The following is a 16,242-nucleotide window of genomic DNA, read 5'->3' as shown; positions in this document are numbered from 1 at the left end:
CCGGAGGTTGAGTTATGGCTACGCTTCAAGTTCTGCAATCCGCCTATAGCGACGTCTCGCGTCTCCCGTTCGCCAACATCCCGGCGGCGGATCTGACCGCGCTGCAGACCCTGGCCGGGCGCGTTGACGCCGCGACCCTGAGTCTGACCGACGCGCGCATCGAGATCGCCAAGCTGGTGACCGCGTCCACCACGGTGGCCAACCTCTCGTACAACTTCTTCACCGGGGCGACACCGACGGCGTTCGGCCTGGACTATCTGATCTCGCCGAACGGCGGGAACCCCAACAACCTGAACTCGGCCTATTACCAGTCGTTCTCGGCCGAGAACCGCTTCATCAATTTCGCGGTCAATCTGGGCAAGAACGGCGCGGGCAAGGACGCTTTCACCGCCGCTTACGGGTCGCTGGACCTGGCCGCCGCGGCGACCAAGGCCTATGGCGAGATCTTCGGCTTCGCGCCGGCGGCGGGCCTGATCGACACCATCCTGACCGCCCAGGTGCCCAACGGCCTGGGCGGGACCTTCACCCGCGCCGAGTACTTCGCCTATTACGGCGGCGACGGCGCGAACGGCCTGGGGACCAAGGGCGCCATGGTCGGCTTCCTGCTGGCCGTGGCCGCGAACGAGCACATCGGCGTCTACGCCAAGGCCAATGACGCCTTCCTCGCCGACCTCGCCAACGATGGCCAGGCGAGCTTCAACACCAGCCTGGTCGGGACCTATGGCGAACAGCCGACCTTCGCCGCCGGCGCGACCATCGCGGTGACCGACACCCAGAGCGTCTCGCCCGACGCGACCAACGCGGCCCTGCGTTCGACGACCAACAACGACACGGTCACGGGAACGACCAACAGCGGCGCGATCCTCGTCAGCGGCGGCCACGACTCCGTCACCTTCTCGGGCGCGGTCGGCGGCTATATCGACGGCGGCGACGGCAACGACACGATCACCGTCGGTCAGCTGAACGCAGCGGTGGACGTGCTGGGCGGCGCGCCGAACGGCAAGATCAGCGGCGGCGCCGGCAACGACCTGATCACGGTCGGCAAGATGATCAACGGCGCCATCGTCGACGGCGGCGCCGGCGACGACACCCTGGTGATGGGCGCCGACACCGACCTGTTCGACAAGACCCAGATCACCAATGTCGAGCACCTGGTGCTCGAGAACTTCAAGCTGTCATTCACCTCGCCGACCCTGGGCACGACCACGGTCATGCCGCTGGTGGCCACGAACTACACTGGCCTGCAGGACGTCACCCTGAAGTCGTCGATCTCGACGCGGATCGACAACCTCGCCCAGAACGTGGCGCTGAAGATGGACGGGGTCACCGGCGGCACGCTGAAGGTCAACTACCACGTCGACCTGGTGATCACCGGCATGTCCTCGACGCAGGTCGGGGCCCCTGTCGTGAACGCCTATCTGAACAACGTCACCAGCAGCAACGCCACGCCGACCCAGCTGGTGGTCACCGGCAATGACGGGGCGCTGGTCGTGCACGTCCAGAGCGACAGCACGCTGGCCCTCATCAACTCGCAGACCGTCAACGGACCTTACTCCAGCGGCAAGGTCGTCGTTGTCGGGACCGGCCACCTGACCGCCAACTTCATCGGCAGCGAGGGCGGCTACAACCTCACGACCCACAACCTGGACGCCTCCAGCTCGGCGGGGATCGACGTCCTCGGGATCGGCGGCTCCGGCGGCGTCCCGAACACCGTCGTGCTGTCGGCCTACAATGACAGCGTGGCCGCCGACCTGCTTGGGGCGTCCGTGTCGACCTTCACCCTGGGCGCGGGCTCGGACGTCTTCAAGCTGTACGAGAACGGCGTCTCCGCGCCGCGCTTCTCGAACCTCGGCGTCGAGAACAACAAGGTGACCGCCTTCGCCACCCTCACCGACTTCGAGAAGGGCGTCGACCACGTCGACCTGGGGACGGTGATCTCGGCGGTGACCACCGGCATCAGCGCCGGCTCCGCCACCACGCTGGAACAGGCGCTGATCAACGCCTCCAGCCAGGTGTCGGCCAACGCCACGGCGGTCTTCGAGTGGAACGGCGACACCTACATCTACCACCAGGACGCCACGGTGGGGGTCAATGTCGGCGACGGTCTGATCAAGCTGGTCGGCGTCGTCGGCCTGACCGTCGGGACTGGCGCGGCCAGCGCCGACATCCACTTCGGCTGAGCGAATGGCGGCTGATCAGAACCAGCCGCTCTCGCGCAACGCCTTGGCGTAGGCGCGGCTGACGGGTGCCTCGACATCGCCCTTCAGCCGCAGGGTCGCCCGGCCGTCGCCGCGCCGGGCGCCCTCGACCGCCGCCTTGGCCACCCACCACGAGCGATGGGTCTGGGCGCCCTCGATGCCCTCCAGTTCGGCCACGGCGTCGGACAGGCGCATCAGGATCAGGTCCTGGCCGCGCGAGGTGTGCAGGCGCAGATAATGGTCGTCGGCCTCGACGGCGAAGAGCTCGGCGCCGCGCAGCTTGGCCGGCAGGCGATCCAGGAAGCGCGGGGCCGGGGCGCCGGTCGGGGCCGAATGGGTCTGGGCGGGTTCGCGCTGGACCAGGAAGTTCAGGGCCGTCATGCCCACCGTGACGACGAACACCGGCGCCAGGTAGCGGGGCAGGGTCTCCATCCGGATCCCGCGCTGGAACACGCTCTCGCTGACGAACCACACGAAGGCCGTGAACGGCAGGGTGATGGCGATGACCGTCAGGGCGCCGTAGAGCCAGGGGTTGCCGTCGGCGCGGCCGTCGCGGCCGATCACCTGGGTGACGCCCGTGCCCACGACCGCGCCGGCGACGCACAGTCCCACCCAGTAGGCCAGCCGCGTGAACAGCGGCGCCTGGCCCGAGCCCAGGGCGCCGATCAGCGCCAGGAACACGCCGGCTCCGCCGGACACCAGATAACCGCGCACCGCCTCGCGCGAGGTCAGCGCCATTCGCGAAGCGTGAACGGCGTCCCCCAACCGCTCACGAAGGGACGGCGGCGATTGGCGCAACGGCGATTGAGACAAGAGAAGGCCCACTCCAACAAGGCTTTCGACGGCGAGACGAACCCGCCGGACCGAACCGGGAGTGAAGGAAGATGGATGCGAACGGCAAGTCAATCGCGCTGGCGGCGCTTCGCAACGACACCCTGAGAAACGCCGCCGTGGGCGTCGCGCTGGCAGTCGGCGTGGTCGGCGTCGCGGCTCCTGGCATGTTCACCGGCATGGCCGGTTTTCTGGCGGAGCGCGGCGTCCACCCCCATGCGCCGAACCTGGCCCTGATCGCCGCCGCGCCGCCGGCCGTGCGGATCCACCTGACGGCCGCCGTCACGTCCCTGATCATCGGGATTGCGCTGATGGCGCGGGTCAAGGGCACGAACCTGCACAAGGTGCTGGGCTGGACCTGGGTGGCGGCCATGGGCGTGACGGCCGTCAGCTCGCTGTTCATCCGCCAGCTGAACCACGGCCACTTCAGCTTCATCCACCTGCTGTCGGGCTGGGCGATCGTCGGTCTGCCCGGCGCCGTTTACGCGATCAAGCGCGGCAATGTCCGCGGCCACCGCAGGGCCATGACCGCCATGTTCGTCGGCGGTCTGCTGATCGCCGGCCTCTTCGCCCTCATCCCCGGCCGCCTGCTCTGGACCGTGTTCCTGGGCTGACCCGCTCACACTTCATCGAAAAAGGACCTCGCCATGTTCAAGACCCTGACTATCGCTCTCGCCGCCGCGGCGCTGATCGCTCCGGCCGCCCACGCCCAGGACGCCACCCCCCAAGCGGGCTTTGCTGACCTGACCCTGACCTTCCCCGCCCTGGCCTCGAAGTCCGGCAAGGTGATGATCGCCGTCTATGACAGCGCCCAGGGCTGGAGCTCCGGCAAGCCGGCCCGCGTCGCCCAGGCCTCGGCTTCGGACGCCGAACCCGCCGCCAAGATCGTCGCCCTGCCGCCCGGGACCTATGCCGTCCGCGCGTTCCAGGACGTCGACGGCGACGGCAAGATGGGGACCAACCCCTTCGGCATGCCGGTCGAGCCATATGGCTTCTCCAATGACGCCCAGCCGAACATGGGCCCGCCCAGCTTCGACGCCGCCGCCTTCGCGGTGAAGGCCGACGCGACCACCCAAGTCCTCCATCTGCGCTAGAGAGCCGAAGCGATGAATCGACGCGACATCCTGCGTGGCGCGGCCCTGCTGGGCGGCGCTTCTCTCCTGACCCCCGAGGCTGTCTGGGCGGCGGCGGCCAACGCCAAGGCCGGGGACTGGATCCTGGGCCTGGCCGATGTCGAAGCCGACGTCGCGCCGACCGGCCTGACCCGCCTGCATGGCAAGGCGCCGGCCGAGCTCTCCGGAACCCTCTTCCGCAACGGGCCGGCCAAGTTCCACCGCCCGGGCGGCGATGTCGGGCACTGGTTCGACGGCGACGACATGGTCCGCAAGTTCCAGATCGGCGGCGGCCAGGCTCGGATGAGCGCCCGCTTCGTCGACACGGTGAAACGCCGCAACGACACGGCCGCGAACGCCGTGATCACGCCCGGCTACGGCACTGCGCCCGGCAAGGGTTCGGTGATCACCGGACCCGACGACGCCAACGCCGCCAACACCTCGGTGCTGATGGCTGGCGGCGAGCTGTGGGCCCTGTGGGAAGGCGGCTCGCCGATCGCCCTGGACCCGGCGACCCTGGAGACCCGGGGCGTCAAGACGCTGCGGCAGGATCTGAAGGGCATGCCGTTCCTGGCGCATCCGCGCGTCCAGCCGGACGGGACGATCTGGAACATCGGCCTGGGCGGCAAGGACGCGGTGGTCTGGAAGCTCGCGCCGGACGGCGCGCTCCAGAAGGCCGAGATGATCGCCTTGCCGCGCGCCAGCTACATGCACGACTTCACCGCCACCGCGCGCCACCTGATCCTGGTGCTGCAGCCCTGGGTGCGGGAGCGGTTCGCCATGCCGTTCAACGCGTCCATGGCCTGGAAGCCGGAGCTCGGGACCCAGGTGCTGGTGCTGGACAAGGACGACCTGAGCCGGCGCCGGGTGTTCGAGCTGCCGCCGTTCTTCTTCTTCCACCTGGGCGACGCCTGGGAGGACGCCGACGGGACCCTCCGCTTCGACGCCTGCCTGGACGAGAACCCCTTCGGCACGGCCGCCAACGCCGGGGCGCTTCTGCGGGGCAAGGCCATCCGCGCCGCGCCGCCGAGCCGGGCCCTGATCACCCTGCGCGCCGACGGCCGGGCCGAGCTGGCCCGCGAGACGGTGAGCGCCGAATTCCCCCGTTCGGACCCGCGCTTCGCCGGCCTGGCGCGTCGCTACTCCGTTCACGTCACCAACGAGCGGCCCGACCGTCCGCTGTTCCAGAGCGTGGCCGTCCGCGACTGGAAGAAGGACAGCGACCAGGTGTTCGACTTCGGTCCGCGCCACCTCGTCGAGGAGATGGTGTTCGTTCCGCGCCCAAGATCTTCCGAGGAACTGGACGGCTGGCTGGTCGGCACGACGGTCAATCTCGACGCCAAGGCCACAGAGCTGCACGTCTTCGACGCGCGCCTTGTGCGGCAAGGCCCGGTGGTCTCCTGGCGGGCGCCCGTGGCTCTGCCGGTGACCTTCCACGGCGTGTTCGCCCAGGCCTAGATAACGCCGGTCCCTTGCCAGGTCCGCCGGGATGCGCCTATCCGAGGACGGAGCGCAACCACGGCGGACCTCCCACTCCATGACCGCAGCCAAGCCCCCATCCCGTAACGGGGTCCGCGCCAGCGGGCGGGGCCGACCGTCGAAGGCCAAGGGCCTGGACCTGAAGGAAACCATCCTCGACGCCGCGGAGGGGCTGTTCGCTCGTCACGGTTTCCATGGCGTGACGACGCGGCAGGTGGCGGCCGAGGCCGGCGTCGACACGGCGCTGATCCACTACTATTTCGGCGCCAAGCGGGAGCTGTTCGACGCGGTGTTCGTGCGTAGGGCGCAGATCCTGAACCAGGTGCGCGAGGCGTCGATGAACGCCTACGTGGCGGCGCATGACGCGTCCACCATGACCGTCGAGGGCGTGATCGAGGCCTTCATCGATCCGCTGCTGCGCATCTCCCAGGACGGCGGGCCCGGCTGGAAGAGCTACTTCGCCCTGGTCGCCCAGGTGAACAACACCCCGGCCTGGGGCGGCGAGACCATGGCCCGGTTCTTCGATCCGGTGGTCCATCAGCTGGTCGAGACCCTGAAGATCGTCCGTCCCCAGGCCGAGTACCGCGACCTCTACTGGTGCTACCAGTTCCTGACCGGGTCGATGATGCTGTCGCTGTCCGAGACCGGGCGGATCGACTCGCTGTCGGAAGGCGAGTGCCGCTCCAGCGACCTGGAGGCGGTGCGCCGGCGCCTGTTCTCATACTGCGCGGCTGGCTTCGAAGCGGTGATCGCCAAGGCCCTATAGCAAGATCCTCCCCGCGTGCGGGGAGGCGTCATCCGTCCCCGATCCTTTTTCATCACCTGATGAAAAAGTGCTGGCGTCCGGCGCCGGTTCGGGTGATGGTGCCTTCAATTCGCTGTTCGATGAAATGGCGAACCCCGAGCACGCGTCCGCACAAGACGGATCCGGCTCGGACGGGCGGAACGCAAGGGAGGGAACCCCATGACTTCGATGTGGAAGGCTGCGCTGTTGGCTGGCGCGGCGTGGAGCACGATCGCGGGCGTCGCGTCGGCGCAAGAGGCTCCGGCGGCGAGCAATGATGTCTCGGTCGACGAGGTGGTCGTCACCGCCCGTCGTCGCGAGGAAAATCTCAAGGACGTGCCGGTGGCCGTCTCGGCCTTCTCGGCCGAGAAGCTGGAACGCTCGGGCGGCACGGACATCACCGTGCTCTCGCAGACGACCCCGAACATCACGGTGCAGACCGCCCGTGGCTCGAACTCGACCCTGATCAGCTACATCCGCGGCGTCGGCCAGCAGGATCCGCTGTGGGGCTACGAGCCCGGCGTCGGCCTCTATGTCGACGACGTCTACATCTACCGTCCGCAGGGCGCGGTGCTGGACATCTTCGACATCGAGCGCATCGAAGTGCTGCGCGGCCCGCAGGGCACGCTGTATGGCCGCAACACCATCGGCGGCGCCATCAAGTACGTGACCAGGCGCCTGGGCGACGAGGCCGGCGCCAAGGTCCGCGCGACCTATGGCAGCTACAACCAGACCGACCTGATGGTCTCCGGCCAGACGCCGGTCGGCGGCGGCCTGTCGGTCGGCGGCGCCTACGCCCTCTACAAGCGCGACGGCTATGGCAAGAACCTGACCACGGGCGCCGACCAGTACGATAAGGACGTCCAGGCCTATCGCCTGAGCGCCGAGTACAAGCCCACGCAGGATCTGTTCTTCCGCCTGGCCTATGACAAGGTCGTGGACAAGTCGAACCCGCGTCACGGTCACCGCGAGACCCTGCCGACCGTCGGCAATTATCCGATCCTCGACATCTACGACACGCAAGCCGGCCTGGGCGACAAGAACCGTGTCCAGACCGAAGGCCTGTCGCTGACCGGCCAGTGGGACGCCACCCAGAACCTGACCTTCAAGTCGATTACCGCCAACCGCAAGGGTCACACCCAGACCCTGATCGACTTCGACGGCACCCCGCTGCCGACGCTGGACGTGCCGGCCACCTATGACGACCGCTCGTTCTCGCAGGAGCTGCAGGCGGTCTATTCGGATGAGAACGTCCAGGGCGTCTTCGGCCTGTACTACATGAACAGCCAGGCCTCGGGCGAGTTCGACACCATCGCCGGCAACCTGGGCGTCTCGATCGCCGACGGCGGCAAGGTCAACACCCAGAGCTTCGCGGCGTTCTTCGACTTCAGCGCCAATCTGACCGATCGCCTGAAGGTCTCGCTGGGCGCCCGCGCCACCCGCGACCACAAGCGCGCCAACGTGTTCCGCTTCTTCTATCTCGGCGCCACGCCGTCGCCGTATCAGGGCGGCGCCAACCGTCCGATCCTGCAGGTGCGGACCAACTATGACGCGGCTCGCACCTTCGAGCAGTTCACGCCGCGCATCTCGGTCTCGTACGAGCTCAGCGACGACCTGAACACCTACGCCTCGTTCTCGAAGGGCTACAAGTCGGGCGGCTGGGACATGCGCGGCGACGCGTTCATCACCCCGCAGACGACCCAGGGCTACCTGCCGGAAATCGTGAAGACCTACGAGGCCGGCCTGAAGGGCTACGCCCTGGACCGCCACGTGTCGTTCTCGTCGGCGATCTTCCTGTCGAAATATACCAATCAGCAGGTCACGACCCAGGTCGTGGTGCCCTCGGGCATCGCCAGCTCGGTCGACAACGCCGGCGCCTCGACCCTGTACGGGGCCGAGTTCGAAGCCACCGCCAAGTTTAGCCAGCACCTGACCGGCAATGTCGCGCTCGGCTATATCCACGCCAAGTACGACACCTTCAGCCGCTTTGTGCCGGCTGGCGCGCCGAACCCGCTGAACCCGTCGACGACCCTGGCCACCGGCCAGGTGGTCAACGTCGCCGACCTCTACGGCTTCCAGAACACGCCGCAATGGACGGGCAATGTCAGCCTGACCTGGCGCGCGGATCTGGCCGGCGGCGACATCGCCATCACCCCGATGGTCAGCTACCGCGACAAGTACCAGCAGTTCGAACAGCCGCTGCCGGCCCTCGACCAGAAGGCCTTCACCCTGGTCGACCTGACGGCGATCTGGACCGCGCCGGGCGGCAAGTACAAGCTGGCCTTCACCGGCAAGAACCTGACCAACGAGAAGTACCGCACGGGCGGCTACAACTTCGGGGCGCCGACCTACAACAACTCGGTGATCGGCTTCTACGGTCCGCCGCGCACCTTCGCCGGCTCGATCGAGGTGGCGTTCTAATTATCTAGGCGACCTAGCTCGGGCGGGACTTGCTGCAACAAGTCCCGCCCTTTCTTTATGTAGACAGAGGCAGTGGCGTAGGGGGCGAGCATGAGCGAGCAGCAGCAGGCGGAAGCGAAGACGCAAGGGTCGGGTTATCGCTACCTGGTCCTGGCGATGCTGATCCTCGCCTACACCTTCAACTTCCTGGACCGGCAGATTCTCGGCATCCTGGCCAAGCCGATCAAGGACGAGTTCGGCCTGACCGACGCCCAGTTCGGCCTGATGGGCGGCCTGGCCTTCGCCCTGCTCTACACGACCCTGGCCATCCCGATCGCCTGGCTGGCCGACCGCTTCAGCCGCGTCTGGATCATGACGGCGGCCCTGACCCTGTGGAGCGGCTTCACCGCCCTGTGCGGCGTGGTCGGCAGCTTCTCGCATCTGTTCCTGGCCCGCATGGGCGTGGGCATCGGCGAGGCGGGCGGCGTGGCCCCGGCCTATTCGCTGATCTCGGACTATTTCCCCAAGCATCAGCGCGCCCGGGCCCTTGCGGCCTACGCGTTCGGCATCCCGCTGGGCACGGCGGCCGGCACCTTGGTGGGGGGGCTGCTGGCCGTTCACTACGGCTGGCGGACGGCCTTCATCGTCGTCGGCGCTCTGGGCGTCGTCCTGGCCCCGATCTTCCGCCTCGTCGTCCGCGACCCGCCGCGCGGCGGCGCCGATCGCGCGCCGAACGCGCCGCCGGTCGCGCCGGCTCCGGCCGCGCCGCTGGGCGAGGTGGCCCGCCTGCTGGCGGCCAAGCCCAGCTTCTGGCTGCTCGCCCTGGGCGCGGCCTCTTCGTCGGTCTGCGGCTATGGCGTCGCGGCCTGGCTGCCGTCGTTCTTCATGCGCAGCCTGGGCCTGACCCTGGCCCAGACCGCCTGGTACTATTCGGGCATCGCCTTCCTGGGCGGGGTGGTCGGCATCTGGATGGGCGGCGTGATGGCCGACCGCCTGGGCGCCAAGTCCAAGGCCGGCTATCCGCTGACCCCGGCCGTGGCCTTCCTGATCTCGGTGCCCTGCTTCCTGCTGGCCATGAACAGCGGATCGCTGGTGGGCGGCCTGGGCGGGACCGCGTCCCTGGCCCTGGCCTTCGTGATCTTCCTGGTCCCCACGGGCCTGAACCTGGCCTGGCTGGGCCCGGTCACCGCCGCCGTGCAGCACCTGGCGCCCGCGCCCATGCGGACCACGGCCTCGGCCCTGTTCCTGCTGATCAATAACCTTTTGGGCATCGCCGTCGGAGTCTATTATTTCGGTGCGATGTCCGACCTCCTGAAGCCGACCTTCGGGGCGGAATCTCTGCGGTGGGCGATCTATACCGGCATGGGCTTCTATTTGCTGGCGGCCCTGCTGTTCTTCCTGGCCTCGCGCCGTCTCGACCAGGATTGGGTGGAGTAGGGCGCGGCGACTAGCCGCATCCCCCAAACACACGCAGGCATAGCGCCACTGTTCGGTCAATTTCGGGTATCAAAGGGCGCTAAACCAGAGCGCCAGAATGACCCCCGAAGACCGCCACATCTTTCACGACCCCACCGGCAAGCGCGAGCGCCGGGCCAAGCTGGTGCTCGGCGTGATCATCTCGCTGATTGCGGCGATCGTGGCGGGCTTCGTCGCCACCCTGGCCTTCGCCCCGCGCCTGCCCGACGCGCCGCTGAAGGACCCTCACGTCCTGACCTCGCTGCACCAGGAGACGCCGCGCAAGACCAAGATCGTGAAGTCGTGGCGCCGCGTGCCCCGGCCCCCCACCGCAAAAGGCCAGGCCGCGCCCAACGCCGCCGCCCATCCGCTATCGGTCGGCTTCTACGTCGCCTGGGACGAGGACAGCCGCGAGTCTCTGCGCCGCAACATCGACAAGCTGGACGTGGTCTCGCCGCAGTGGGTGGCGATCAACGGCGCCAAGGGCGACATCAGCCTGGTCGACGACGCCGAGGGCGTGGCCCGCATCGCCAACGCCCCGAACAAGCCGGCCGTCCTGCCGCTGGTCCACAACTCGGCCAACGCCGCCTTCAACGGACCGCTGGCCGACGCGCTGCTGACCAACCCTGCCGCCCGCGCCAAGCTGATCGACAACCTGAAGGTTCTGGCCGACCAGCACGGTTACGGCGGCTATGTCTTCGACTTCGAGGCCCTTTCGGCCAAGGGCCTGGCCGCCTATCCGCTGTTCCTGAACGAGGCCCGCGCCGCCCTGGCGGCGACCGGCCGCGAGGTCTGGGTCACCGCCCCGTTCGACGGGGAAGGCTGGCCGCTCAAGCGCCTGGAGCAAGCCTCCGACACCCTGGTGCTGATGGCCTATGACGAGCACTACGCCCTGGGCGATCCCGGCCCCAACGCAGGCCAGGACTGGTACGAGACCGAGCTGGAGAAGCGCTTCGCCCATCTCGATCCGAACCGCGTGGTGCTGGCCCTCGGCGCCTACGGCTACGACTGGACGCTGAACAAGGACGGCTCGCGCGCGTCCGGCGCGCCGGCCACCTTCCACGAGGCCATGCGCAACGCCCAGGACGCCGGGGCGACGATCCGCATGGACGACAACGCCCTGAATCCGACCTATCAGTACACCGACGACAGCGGCGACGAGCACGTCGTCTGGTTCCTGGACGCGGTCACCCTGTTCAACCAGATCAAGGTCTCCGACGCCTGGAAGCCGCGCGGCTATGGCCTGTGGCGGATGGGCATGGAGGATCCGGGCGTCTGGTCGCTGCTGGGCAAGCCCTACGGCCAGGCCTCGACCAGCGGCCTCACCACCCTGGCCAACGGCCAGGGCGTCGACTTCGACGGCGGCGGCGAGGTGCTGCGCGTGGCCCAGCTGCCCACGCCCGGCAAGCGCAGCCTGGAGTTCGATCCCGACACCGGCCTGGTTTCGGGCGAGAGCTACGACGTCATTCCCAGCAGCTATGTGATCGAGCGCTATGGCGAGAAGAAGGGTCTGGTGGCCCTGACCTTCGACGACGGCCCCGATGGCCGCTGGACGCCGAAGATCCTGGACATCCTCAAGCAGAAGAACGCGCCCGCGACCTTCTTCGTGATCGGCCAGAACATGCAGCGCCGCCCCGACCTGGTGGAGCGCGAGGTGGCCGAGGGACACAATGTCGGCGGCCACAGCTGGACCCACCCCAACATCGCCGAGACGCCGCTGCCGCAGGTGCAGGTCGAGCTGAACGCCACCCAGCGCCTGTTCGAGGTGCTGACCGGCCGCTCGATGCGTCTCTTCCGCCCGCCGTTCTTCGGCGACGCCGAGCCCTCGACCCCGCACGAAGTGGCCCCGCTCGTGATCGCCCAGACCCTGGGCTACATGACCGTGGGCCTGCGCATCGACCCGGACGACTGGCAGAAGCCCAGCCCGCAGACGATCATCGACCGCACGCTGGAGCGCCTCGACAACCCGGGCGATCGTCCGGGTCAGGTGGTGCTGCTGCACGACGCCGGCGGCGACCGCAGCCGCACCGTCGCGGCCCTGCCAGGGCTGATCGACCAGATCCGGGCCCGCGGCTACCGCCTGGTCACCATCGGCGAACTGGCCGGCATGACCGCGCAACAGGTGATGCCGCCGACCTCGCGCACGGCGGCCGATCTGTTCCTGGACCGCCTGGGCTTCGACTTCTTCCGCTGGGCCCAGGCCACGATGACCTGGCTGTTCATCACGGCGATCTTCCTGGGCGTCGCGCGGCTGGTGTTCCTGGCCAGCCTCGCCCTGGTCCACCGCTTCTGGACGCATGAGGAGCCCGCCGATCTCGATAGCGAGAACGGCCCGCTGGTCTCGGTGCTGATCCCCTGCTTCAACGAGGAGAAGGTGATCGCCGCCTCGGTGGCGCGGATCCTGGAGAGCGACTGGAAGAACCTCGAAGTGCTGGTTCTCGACGACGGCTCCAAGGACCGCACGGCCCAGGAGGTCCGCGACCACTTCGCCAATGATCCGCGCGTGACGCTGCTGTCGTTCGAGAACGGCGGCAAGGCGCGGGCGGTCAATCGCGGCCTGGCCGTGGCCAAGGGTGAATATGTCGTGGCCCTGGACGCCGACACCCTGTTCCCGCCCGAGACCATCGGCCGCCTGGCCCGCTGGTTCCAGGATCCGGACATCGGCGCGGTGGCCGGCAACGCCATCGTCGGCAACCGGGTCAATATCGTCACCCGCTGGCAGGCGCTGGAATATGTCACGGCCCAGAACCTGGAGCGCCGGGCGCTGTCGGCCCTGGGCGCGGTCACCGTGGTGCCGGGCGCCGTCGGGGCGTGGCGCAAGAGCGTGCTCGACGCGCTGGGCGGCTATCCGTCGGACACCCTGGCCGAGGACCAGGACCTGACCATCGCCTGCCAGCGCGCCGGCTGGAAGGTCGCCTTCGACCCCGAGGCGCGGGCCTATACCGAGGCCCCGGACACGGTCGGCGGCCTGCTGAAGCAGCGCTTCCGCTGGTCGTTCGGCACGCTGCAATGCGTGTGGAAGCACCGCAAGGCGATGTTCAACACCAAGACACCGGTGCTGGGCTTCGTGGCCCTGCCGCAGATCTGGCTGTTCCAGATCATCCTGGCGGTGGCCGCGCCGCTGGTCGACCTGGCGGTGGTCTGGAGCCTGATCGCCGGTCTCTACGGGGCGGTGGCCCACCCGGTGGAGTGGCGGCCCGACGACATGCTGCTGGGCCTGGCCTACTGGGCGGTGTTCATCGCCGTCGACCTTTCGGCCGGCGCCCTGGGCATGGCCCTGGAGAAGCGCGCGCCTTGGGCCGACCTGCCGTTCCTGCCGGTGCAGCGGTTCGGCTATCGCCAACTGATGTACTATGTCGTGGTCAAGTCGGTGGTCATGGCCGTTCGCGGCGGTCGGGTCGGCTGGGGCAAGCTGGAGCGGCGCGGCTCGGCCTTGGTCGGCAAGGGCGGCTGATGACCGCCTGAACTGCTTGCCAGCCTCGCGTCGGCATGGCCAATTCCCGGCCAAGTTTTTTGGGGGAGCGACCATGCGGGCGATGATCACGGCGGCCATGCTGCTGGCGGTAGGCGGACCTTCGGCCTGGGCGGCCGACGGCCATCCGATCCTGCAGGTCCAGTTGGGCTCGCAGATCGCGGGGCCGGTCTCGGGCCGACTGCTGGTCTTCGCCCAGCCCCTGGCCGCGGCCAAGGCGGGCGCCAAGGACGGGGTGATCGAGAGCGTCGAGGCCAATCCGTTCGAGGGCCAGGGCCAGGTCGCCGCGCGCGAGGTCGGCACGGTCCAGGCCGGCGCCACGGTCGAGATCGACCTGGATGGCGTCGCCGCCCCCCAGGTGTTCTCCAAGTTGCCGCCGGGCGAGTACGCGGTCCAGGCCGTGCTCGATCAGAACCACAGCTACAACTACGGCGGCCGGGGCGGCGGCGACCTGGTCAGTCCGGTGACGACGGTGACCCTGCCGCTGGCCGCCGGGACCAAGCTCATCCTGGACAAGGTCGAGCCGGCCTACGACCCCTTCAAGCTGCCGGCCGAGGCGCCCAAGGCGGCCGTCGATCGCCTGGCGGCGGCCAAGCCGCATATCGCGCCGGTGAACTTCGTCAGCCCCGCGCTCAGCGGCTTCTTCGGCCGGCCGATCGCCATGAAGGGCTGGGTCCTGACCCCGCCCGGCTACGAGACCGGCAAGGATCGCTATCCGACGGCCTACTACACCCACGGCTTTGGCGGCTCGAACGACTACCTGGTCAGCCAGGCGACCCGGATGTACGACCTGATGGCCAAGGGCGAGGCCCCGCCGATGATCTGGGTCTATCTGGACGAAAGCAGCGCCACCGGCACGCACGAGTTCGCCGACAGCCTCAACAACGGCCCGTGGGGCAAGGCCCTGACCGAGGAACTGATCCCGGACCTGGAAAAGCGCTGGCGCATGGACGCCAAGGTCGGCGGTCGCTTCCTGAACGGCCACTCCTCGGGCGGCTGGGCGACCCTGTGGCTGCAGACCCGCTATCCGAAGGTGTTCGGCGGAACCTGGTCGACCTCGCCCGACCCCAGCGACTTCCACGACTTCACGGGCGTCGACCTCTACGCTCCCAACGCCAACGTCTACTACAAGCCGGACGGCTCCTTGCGTCCGATCGCCCGCGACCACGACAAGGTGCTGGCGACCCTGAAGGACATGGTCGCGCTGGAAGAGGTTCTAGGCGAGTACGGCGGCCAGTTCGGCTCGTTCGACTGGGTGTTCTCGCCGCGCGGTCCGGCCGGCCGGCCCGTGCCGATGTTCGACCGGGCGACCGGGGCGGTCGATCCCGCCGTCGTCGCCTACTGGAGCCAGCACTACGACATCGCCGCCCGGCTCAAGCGAAGCTGGCCGGCGCTGAAGCCCGACCTGGACGGCAAGGTCCGCCTGATCGTCGGCACGGCCGACACCTTCTATCTGGACGGTTCGGCCCGGAAGCTGGAGGCGGTGATGAAGAGTCTCGGGGCCAAGACCGACTTCCGCTACCTGAAGGACAAGACGCACGGCGACCTCTACCAGGTCGGCGACGACCGCCAGGCCCTGATGAAGCAGATCGCCTGGGAGATGTACGCCGTCGCCCGGCCGGGCGCGAAGCCGCCCGCGCCGATTCCCACCGCGCCCAGAGATTGAGATAACGCCGATCTGTGGCAAGCTCCGCCGTGGCGCCTAGCCGACGCTCGGGGAGCTTGCCATGAAGTCTTTCGCTATCGCCCTTTCGTTCGCCGTGGCCCTGGTCGCGACCGCCCCGGCCCAGGCCGCGCCGCCGGCTGGGACCGAGAAGGTCAAGCTGTCGGGCAAGAAGGGGCCCAGCCTGTTCCGGCCCGGTTTCCAGCTGGGCGAGTACGACGGCGACGCCACGGTCAAGAGCAGCAAGAGCTCGGTCACCGGCGTCTTCGAGGGCGGCAAGGCCAGCGTCGAGATGACGGTCAACGGCCCGGGCCTGGGCCCGGTCGAGGTGGCCTGCGGCGGCGGCCAGAGCCGGCTGGGCCTGGGCTGGATCACCTTCGACCGCGACAAGCTGCAGTTCTTCTGCACGCTCTCGGGCCCCGGCGCGGGGGCCGACGCGAGCTTCGCCCTGGCCAGCGCCAAGGGCGGCGGCCTGCTGAAGACCCTGCAGCAGCCCCAGCGCGCCGCCGAGCTGCGCTTCGGCGGCCTCAACATCCGGGCGCGCACGGAACAGGTCGGCGGCCTGCCGGTCGGCGGGGGCGCGACGATCGGCTACGTGTTCAGCCGCGACGGGATCGACATCGGCGGGGTGGACCTGGCCGCCATGCAGCCGACCGCCTACCTGCCGCCCAAGGGCTCGAAGGATCGAGACGCGGTCGCGGTGCTGGCGCTGATCCTGATCTTCTTTAAGGACCCCGGCCGCCAGCGTTGATCTCGGGCTGAGCTGACGATGATCGAGGCGTCAACGGTATCGCCAATCTCTGACACCGGTAGACAGCTGTTCAGGCGTGAGAATTTGTGACCGGTAA

The 16,242-nt window shown here is 68.6% G+C and carries 11 protein-coding genes; 10 read left to right on the top strand and 1 reads right to left on the bottom strand.

Annotated elements, in window-relative coordinates; all coding sequences use genetic code 11:
* Positions 1-14: 14 nt before the first annotated feature.
* Positions 15-2,180: a hypothetical protein gene (locus EIK80_RS10535; protein WP_125156940.1), complete on the top strand. Its 2,166-nt coding sequence runs from the start codon at positions 15-17 to the stop codon at positions 2,178-2,180.
* Positions 2,181-2,195: 15 nt separating this feature from the next.
* On the opposite strand, the gene EIK80_RS10530 is transcribed toward EIK80_RS10535, so the two are convergent.
* Positions 2,196-2,936, bottom strand: a complete 741-nt coding sequence (locus tag EIK80_RS10530) for a LytTR family DNA-binding domain-containing protein (protein WP_233586549.1) — start codon at positions 2,934-2,936, stop codon at positions 2,196-2,198.
* A 146-nt stretch (positions 2,937-3,082) separates the two neighbouring features.
* On the opposite strand from EIK80_RS10530, the gene EIK80_RS10525 reads away from it, so the two are divergent.
* The 9 genes from EIK80_RS10525 (at position 3,083) to EIK80_RS10485 (ending at position 16,145) form a co-directional block, all read left to right on the top strand.
* A complete protein-coding gene (locus EIK80_RS10525; protein ID WP_125156938.1) occupies positions 3,083-3,643 on the top strand; it encodes a DUF2306 domain-containing protein in 561 nt (186 codons plus the stop codon).
* Between the two features lie 33 nt (positions 3,644-3,676).
* Positions 3,677-4,123, top strand: a complete 447-nt coding sequence (locus EIK80_RS10520) for a DUF2141 domain-containing protein (protein WP_125156937.1) — start codon at positions 3,677-3,679, stop codon at positions 4,121-4,123.
* Between the two features lie 12 nt (positions 4,124-4,135).
* Positions 4,136-5,599, top strand: a complete 1,464-nt coding sequence (locus tag EIK80_RS10515) for a carotenoid oxygenase family protein (protein WP_125156936.1) — start codon at positions 4,136-4,138, stop codon at positions 5,597-5,599.
* A gap of 79 nt (positions 5,600-5,678) precedes the next feature.
* A complete protein-coding gene (locus EIK80_RS10510) occupies positions 5,679-6,386 on the top strand; it encodes a TetR/AcrR family transcriptional regulator (protein ID WP_125156935.1) in 708 nt (235 codons plus the stop codon).
* Between the two features lie 198 nt (positions 6,387-6,584).
* A complete protein-coding gene (locus EIK80_RS10505; RefSeq protein ID WP_125156934.1) occupies positions 6,585-8,825 on the top strand; it encodes a TonB-dependent receptor in 2,241 nt (746 codons plus the stop codon).
* A 90-nt stretch (positions 8,826-8,915) separates the two neighbouring features.
* Positions 8,916-10,241, top strand: a complete 1,326-nt coding sequence (locus EIK80_RS10500; RefSeq protein WP_125156933.1) for an MFS transporter — start codon at positions 8,916-8,918, stop codon at positions 10,239-10,241.
* A gap of 97 nt (positions 10,242-10,338) precedes the next feature.
* Positions 10,339-13,713: a glycosyltransferase gene (locus EIK80_RS10495; RefSeq protein ID WP_125156932.1), complete on the top strand. Its 3,375-nt coding sequence runs from the start codon at positions 10,339-10,341 to the stop codon at positions 13,711-13,713.
* Positions 13,714-13,786: 73 nt separating this feature from the next.
* Positions 13,787-15,397, top strand: coding sequence for an esterase family protein (locus EIK80_RS10490; protein ID WP_125156931.1), 1,611 nt, complete (start codon positions 13,787-13,789; stop codon positions 15,395-15,397).
* A gap of 61 nt (positions 15,398-15,458) precedes the next feature.
* Complete coding sequence (locus EIK80_RS10485) at positions 15,459-16,145, top strand: hypothetical protein (RefSeq protein ID WP_125156930.1); 687 nt, start codon at positions 15,459-15,461, stop codon at positions 16,143-16,145.
* Positions 16,146-16,242 lie beyond the last annotated feature (97 nt).

It is taken from the genome of Caulobacter sp. 602-1, from assembly GCF_003931565.1.
Classification (GTDB): domain Bacteria; phylum Pseudomonadota; class Alphaproteobacteria; order Caulobacterales; family Caulobacteraceae; genus Caulobacter.
This window is presented reverse-complemented; position numbering and strand designations above follow the sequence as displayed.